Genomic DNA, 7,402 nt, shown 5'->3' with positions numbered 1-7,402 from the left:
GTGTCCATCGGCGACCACCGCACCGAGGATGTCGGCCAGAACGAAACCATCCGCATCGGTGCCAACCGCAGCGTGACCATCGGCGGCAACAAGGCCGAGACCATCAAGCTGGCCAAAGCCGAAACCAATGGTTTGGCCAAGGCATTGACCATTGGCGCGGCGTACCAGACCAGTGTTGGCGCGGCCATGAACACCACGGTGGGCCTGAGCCAGAGTGAGCAGATTGGGCTGAGCAAATCCGAATGCGTCGGGCGAACCTACCCTATTGAAGCCGAAGACGAATTTTCGATTGAGGTGGGTAAATCAATTCTGGTGATGAAGTCTGACGGCACCGTTCTCATCAACGGCTGTACGTTCGACTTCAGTGCCTCGGGGCCAGTCGTTATCAGCGGCGCTGAGGTGGATCTCAATATCAAGCTGGCCGAGCACGACAGTTCGGTACTCATTAACCGGCCACCGCTTGAATTGCATTACACCTATGCCGATTTGAAGCCTGAAGTTGGGGCACTGTATCGAGTTGCGTTTGAGGACGGCACGCAGAGAACCGGCACTCTCGATGATCAGGGGACTGCGCTAATCGACAACCCCCCAGGCACGGGCGTTGCCTATTTCGGCTATGACATCAGAAAGCCGTTTCCCACCCTCACACAGACAAAAAATGACGTGTTTGGCATTTTACCCAATACGCCAGAGGAGGCTGAGCTGGTCATTGAACGCTACCGGCGGCAAGAAGATGAACACCGGAAAAATACCTACTTTGCCGATGAGATTGCGGCTCTAGAGGCTGGCAGTCTGGACTACGACGACATGATTGAAAGCTATGCCTACGTCGAGGACCCCGCCAGTGATGAGTCAGATCCCGTGACAGCAGGTGAGCATGAACAGGTTTCATTAGCGATGGATCAGGAGGCAGTGTTATGAGTCACCCCGGCACTTCTCGTCTTGAAGAAGACACCTTCGTGCAGATCCTCACCTGGGTCGAAGAGGTCGTCGAAGGGCGTGGTGCGTCACTGGCACAGATGATGGTCAGCACTGTATTGGGTCTGATCCCATTTGTGGGGCAAGCCGTCGATGCGTACAACATCCTGCGTTGTCTTTATCAGCTCACGCGCACCCCTGACAGCGGCCAACACTGGTTGGACTTGGTGTTATCGCTGGTCGCCCTGGTACCTGGCTTTGGCGATGCGTTGAAAAACGTGTTCAACATGCTGCGTCAGGGTAAGCCCATGGGGCGCATTCTGGATAGCTTGCCGCGCCATGTGCGCGGCGATATCGAAACGTGGTTTCGACAGCTGGATTGGGCGCGCTACACCGTCGAGACTATCCAGCACATCGACGCAATCCTGGCTGGGCTGATCAACATGCTCAGCCGCAGCCTGTCGACCTGGGCGTTGGGACGCAAAGGCGTTCAGCGTCTGATTGAACAATTGCGCCAGCTTCAGGACATGGCTGAGCGCCAGATTACCGAGGCGATGCACACCCTCAAGCGTGCTCACCAAAAAGCCTTGGCTGATCCGTTGCCCAGTACCACGGCGCGCACACCTTCTGCGTCTGGAGGCAGCAAGGCGCCTGCGCCCAACAGTCAAGCCAGCGGCAATGTGGCGACCCCCACGGCGGGCACTCAATTACCGGCGCAAGGGCGGGTCACGGCGCAACAGAGGCAGAGCGAGCGCTCCAGTCAAAAACCTCACCAGATCAGTGTCTCAGGCGAACACATCGCCGATTACTACTTCGTCAAACGCCAGCGTCGCCGGGCCAAGGTCAACCATCGCGGCAAGCTCTATGAAATGAGCCAGCCAGGGCATCGGGGTATTGATCATGTGTGGCACGGCGGGGGCTTGCCGCTGAGCTACCGCATCAGCGACACCAAAGGCACGGGTGGCGCGTTTCACAAACTGGAAACGGCCAAGGCAGTGTTTGCCGGGCTGGAGTACGGGATTGATGCGTACTTGGGGACGGAGGATGAAAAGCGCGTGGAACGGGCGGTGAATAAACCCACGGTGGGGGATGGGCGACAGCTGAGTCATAAGTGGATTGCGGCGAAGATTGAGGGGGCTGATTTAGTCGAAGGGCACGCACAGAGGCTTAGTCGTCAGATTGAAGCGTGGGAAGGGGGTGAGTTCAAGATGGGGGCTGAAACTCTCATCGAAAACGGTGAGACGACCCGTCACCTTGTGAAGTGTCCTTATGACCGCAGTTTGATCACCGTGGTCGGTCCCAACCATAACCTGCACGAGCGGGCCAAAGGCCCTGTCACTCCTAAATGCTGCAAAGCCTCGGTGTCGCATCAAATCGGTACCGAGTTCGTGCTGCCTACCCAGATGCTGATCAAATGAGCGACATCATGAAAAAACTTCCTATTCCCGATTGGCCCCATTGGTTCAGATGGAAAATTAGTGAAGCCGACTTTGAGTTACGTCGAGAGCGCTATGTGCTCTACAAAAATTATCCTGAGCGTTTCGATGACTTCATGGGCCGTATGCACATGATTACTACGGATCTGCCCAAGCATCGAGAGCGCTCCAAACCTGGTGGGCTGATGACCTCAACCCGCCGAAGGCTCTGGGACACACTCAACTGGACCAGTTTGCAATATTCCGCCGGAGCCCCGGTCGAGCAACTGGCAGAGGTTTGGCCTTACACATTGGAATGGGCCGAAGAGTACGGGCATTTCGATGCGCTGTTTGATCAATCACCCGAAGCGGGCAACTACATGGCGCCGCATGCCGCCTTGCGTACGGAAGAATATTGGATCGTGGCCCTGCGCCTGACCTGCTTCGGCCTGCTCAGCGGTTACGCCCACACGATGCCAAGGGTCATGGCGTTTCTCGATTACGCCAACGAGCTGATGGGGATACGCGACGGCCTGCTGGAGCATTTGGTGCGTCCGTTTGTGACGGATCGTGATCCGCTACCGGACAGCTGCACCCGGCACCTGCCGTATCGCAAATTGCTCAAAGTGTTCAGCACCGCTCCTTCAAAACGCCCGGAATTGCTGGAGACCTATCTGGATGAGTGGTACCACGCCAGTCGTCGCGAACCTTATATCAATAGACACGAAGAGGGTGGCTACCTCCACTACGGCTACTGGTCCTGGGAAGCAGCGGCAGTCACCTGGCTGCTACGCATCGACGACAGCAGCTACCGCGATATGCAGTTCTACCCCAAGGACTGGGTTGACTACGCCCGCCAATACCTGCCACCGCCTATCGAATCGATTCTGCACTCAGGCCAGGCCTGCCCGCAAAGCGGTTGGTGGTGGAGCGATGTCCGCCACGACTCTCTGCGTCGTTTCGAGGCCGGGGACATTTTCCCGGATATCGCCAGTGGCACGGCGCGCGGAATTACTGTTTGGCGTTGGTCGCTCGATCAGCGGCAGGGCGGGTGAGTCGATGATGCAATCCATTGCTGATGATTACTTCGGCAAGACCTGGGCCCGACAAACCTAATCGGTTGTCATGTTTGGCAGATGGTCGGTAAACAGCGAAACAGACAAACAAGCTAGGAGCAATTTATGGGGATGGTCTGGAGTTACCTCAAACGCTGGGGCCTGCCGGTACTGCGTCAGTTCAACCAGGCGGTGCCCGTACTGGTGCTGCTGGGCGTGGTGTTTTTATTGATCGCCATCTGGTGGCTGGGCCCGCAGTGGACCTGGCGGGAGCATCAGCCGCTGAGTGAATTGTCGATGCGCGTCTCGGCCAGTGTCGTGGTGCTGGTGGTGCCGCTGCTGATCTGGGCGTGGCGGGTGCGCAATCGTTACCAGCGCCTGCAGGTTGAGCGCCAGCATGAGGCGGCGGTGCAAGCCGACCCTTGTCTGCCGTATGTTGAGGCACAGGAACGGGCACTGGACCGTAGCCTGGGTAATTTGCTGAACAACATGGAGCGCCGCCGTTCGCTGTATCAACTGCCGTGGTACCTGGTGCTGGGCGAAGAAAATGCAGGCAAGACCAGCCTGATCACGCGTTCCAACCAGAGCTTTGCGTTATCCCATGTGACCAAGGCCGGAGTGAGGGCTCATCAGGAAGAGCGATTGGCCTATCCGGTGGATTGGTGGATCGGTGACGAGGCGGTGTTGATCGACCCTCCGGGTGAGTTCCTCAGCCATCCGGACTCACCGGCTGAAAACGTCGAGCAGCAGGGCAAGGTCAAACCGGTACTGCCCGATGGCACCCATGCGCGCCTTTGGTCGCACCTGCTCGATTGGCTGGCGCGCAACCGCAGCCGCCGGGCACTCAACGGCGTTGTGTTGGTGATTGATGTGCAAGCCTTGCTGGCGCAACGTCCCGAACAGCGCAAAGCTCACGCCAACCTGCTGCGCACCCGGTTGTTTGAGCTGACGCGACAGTTGGGCACGCGTTTGCCGGTGTACGTGACGCTGAGTAAGTTCGACTTGTTGGAAGGCTTCGAAGAGTTCTTCGCCCGGTTGTCGCGCAGTGGGCGCGAAGACCTGCTGGGCTTCACCTTCAGCCTCGACGCAGTCGATGATTTCGATGCCTGGCTGGGGGAACTGACGCGCCAATACCAAACCTTCGTCGTCTGCCTAAGCGAGCAAATTTTCGACAGCGCCAGGGAATCACGCACGTTGACTGAGCGCGATCGCTTACAGGCGCTGGTGCATCAGATGGCAGGGCTGCGCCCGGCCCTGTTCGGCTTGCTTGGCGAAATGCTTGGAAGTGATCGTTTTACCACCCCGGCATTGGTGCGCGGGCTGTATTTTTCCTCGGTGCTTCAGCAGGGCACCCTGAGCAACGCCTTCGTCAAAGAAGCAGGGCAAGCCTATCAACTGCCGCCACCGCCACCCGAAGTCAAACCGGCCGGCGGCACGGTGATCTACTTTGCCCAGCAACTGTTCCAGCGGGTGATCTACCCCGAAGCAGGTTTGGCGGGCGACAACATCAAGGTGGCCCGCAGCAAGCGGCGGTTGCTGATCGCCGGGTTCAGCGTCGCCTCCTTGGGCTGTTTGGTCGTCATAGGCACCTGGCAGTTTTACTTCAACATCAACCGCGACAAGGCGGCCAACGTCTTGACCAAGAGTCAGGAGTTCAGTGAGCGGGACATCGACGCCAAGGTCGACCCTACCGGGCGCAACCTGTTGTTGCCCTTGGACCAGATCCGTGATGCGGTGCTGGTCTACGGCGACTATCGTCAAGCCTGGCCGTTGCTGTCGGATATGGGGTTGTATCAGGGGAGGGCGATTGGCCCTACCGTGGACGAGGCGTACCTGAATCTGCTGTCCAAACGCTTCCTCCCGGCGATTGCCAGTGGTGTATTGGATGCAATCAACACCGCGCCCGCCGGCAGCAATCAGCAACTGTCAGCTTTGCGCGTTTACCGTATGCTCGAAGAACGGCAAAACCGCCGTCCGGCCATCGTCGAAGAGTGGGTCGCCAAACAGTGGCAACGGGCCTACCCGGGCCAAGGCCAGTTACAGGCCGATTTGATGGGGCACCTGAGCTACGCACTGAAATACGCCGACGCCGATCTGCCGCACTACCGTGAGCGCATTGCCCAGGTGCAACAGCAATTGCGCCAGTTGCCCATGGCCGAACGGGTGTACATGAGCCTGAAACAGGATGCCCTGGAGCGTTTGCATCGCCCACTGGACCTGCGTAACGAGGTCGGTCCGGCGTTCGACATTGTTTACCGTCCGCTCAACACCGATCAAGAGGGCAGCGGCCTGCAGTTACCGCCGCTGCTTACCGCCAAGGGCTTCAAGGGCTACTTCGAGCCCGGCACCGAGGACATCATCGAACTGGCCATGATCGACCAATGGGTGCTAGGCGAGCGGCAACGTCTGGACTACTCCGATGAAGACCGCAAAGTACTGACCCAGCGGGTCCGCGCGTTATACAGCGCCGACTACGTCGACAGCTGGCGACGTGCGCTGAATCAGTTCGCGGTTACCGACTTCGACGACCTCAGCCACGGTGTGGCGGTACTGGAACAAGTCACCGGTCCGGCCGCACCGTTACGACGGTTGCTGGAAACCCTGCGCGACAACAGCGTGATCTACCCGGCCGTGCCGTTGGCTGAAGGGCAGGCGCCGCTCAAGCTGGACAAGATGCCAGAGGGGCAACAACAGGCAGCAGGGATTCGGCGCGCATTCTCCAGTCTTTCAGAACTCATCACCGCACGAGGCGAGCAGCCGTCTTACTACGAAGAAACCCTGCGCTCGGTCAGCGCCGTCTACGACTATGCCAAAACCGTGCACGACAACCCCGACCCCGGCAAGGCGGCGCTGAAAACCGTACTCAACCGCTTCTCTCTGGGCGCCGCCGACCCCATCGCCAACCTGCAACGCGTCGCCGTGGGCCTGCCGGAGCCACTGAACCAACACGTCAAAAAACTCGCCGACCAGACTTCGCAGGTATTGGTCATTGCCGCCCTGCGGGAGCTGGAAAAGCGCTGGGACAGTGAAATCTACAGTTTCTACCGCGACCGCCTGGCTGGCCGCTACCCCTTCAAGGCCAGCGGCGAGGACGCCTCGCTGGAAGACTTCGAAGCCTTTTTCGGTCCACAGGGCCGACTGCAGCAATTCCACGATCAGTACCTGAATGTGTTCCTCAAGGACAATCTCGACGCCCTTTATTCCGACAGCCTCGGCGGCTACCTGGTGCGCAGCAATGTCTTGGAGCAGCTCAAGAAGGCCGAGCGCATCCGCGACACCTTCTTCAATCATCGCGGCCATCTGGCGGTCCAACTCACCATCGAACCCCTGGCCCTGAGCGCGACTCGCCTGAGCAGCATGCTCAGCGTCGACGGCCAACTGATCCCCTACCAGCACGGCGCACCGCAACGCACCGGGCTGGTGTGGCCCAACAGTTTGGGCAATACCAATGGTAGTCAACTGACCCTGGTGCACAGCACTGGCAATACCGCCAGCATGAGCTTTCGCGGGCCGTGGTCGCTGTTCCGGCTGCTAAGCCGCGGGCACCTCAATGGAAGAACCGACACCAGCGTGGACCTGACCTTTGCCGTTGCCGATGGGTTGATGCGCTATCGGATTGGTGCGGAAAAGGCCAACAACCCGATTACCCAGCGCAGTTTTGAAGGGTTTATGCTGCCGAGGACGCTACTGGAATAGCATTGACAGAAAAAAACGAGGATAAGGTTACTCCAAGATGAGGAGGGCTGAGCGGATAAGAAAACGTGGGATGAAGGAGACGCTGATGGCGCCTTTTTTCTCTATGTTCCGCCCGTCACCGACCGGCGCTCTGGCCATCGTCTACGCAAAGGAACTCTCCGCTGATGAATTCTGCCAGCGGTTAGTTAATTTGTAGTGGTCAACTGATCCCGGACACGACGTTAAGTTTTTTCTCGGCCTGAGCCGGTGGCAGCCCACCATTAAATTGGTGCGGTCGAATCCAGTTGTATCGGTGCATCAAAAAATGGCTGATATCCC

At 58.5% G+C, this 7,402-nt stretch carries 3 protein-coding genes and 1 pseudogene; all 4 read left to right on the top strand.

The genetic code is table 11. The features are described 5' to 3' along the window. Window positions 1-921, top strand: a pseudogene (locus BVK86_RS29710) (bacteriophage T4 gp5 trimerisation domain-containing protein); the annotation flags it as partial. Further along, window positions 918-2,336: a hypothetical protein gene (locus tag BVK86_RS28715; protein WP_075949594.1), complete on the top strand. Its 1,419-nt coding sequence runs from the start codon at window positions 918-920 to the stop codon at window positions 2,334-2,336. The pseudogene BVK86_RS29710 and the gene BVK86_RS28715, both read left to right, overlap by 4 nt. Next, window positions 2,333-3,388, top strand: a complete 1,056-nt coding sequence (locus BVK86_RS28710; RefSeq protein WP_075949593.1) for a PoNe immunity protein domain-containing protein — start codon at window positions 2,333-2,335, stop codon at window positions 3,386-3,388. Before BVK86_RS28715 ends, BVK86_RS28710 begins: the two co-directional genes overlap by 4 nt. A gap of 126 nt (window positions 3,389-3,514) precedes the next feature. Next, entirely contained in the window at window positions 3,515-7,084 is a 3,570-nt protein-coding gene (tssM, locus tag BVK86_RS28705) for a type VI secretion system membrane subunit TssM (RefSeq protein ID WP_075949592.1), read from the top strand. The last annotated feature ends 318 nt before the right edge of the window (window positions 7,085-7,402 follow it).

Source organism: Pseudomonas reinekei (genome assembly GCF_001945365.1).
Lineage (GTDB): Bacteria > Pseudomonadota > Gammaproteobacteria > Pseudomonadales > Pseudomonadaceae > Aquipseudomonas > Aquipseudomonas reinekei.
Note: the sequence above shows the minus strand (reverse complement) of the source record. Positions and strands in the feature narration are given on the sequence as shown.

Bases quoted from the DNA above. Each gene is read 5' to 3' on its own strand.
- BVK86_RS28710 (WP_075949593.1), top strand. From the start codon at position 2,333: ATGAGCGACATCATGAAAAAACTTCCTATTCCCGATTGGCCCCATTGG.
- tssM (WP_075949592.1), top strand. From the start codon at position 3,515: ATGGGGATGGTCTGGAGTTACCTCAAACGCTGGGGCCTGCCGGTACTG.
- BVK86_RS28715 (WP_075949594.1), top strand. From the start codon at position 918: ATGAGTCACCCCGGCACTTCTCGTCTTGAAGAAGACACCTTCGTGCAG.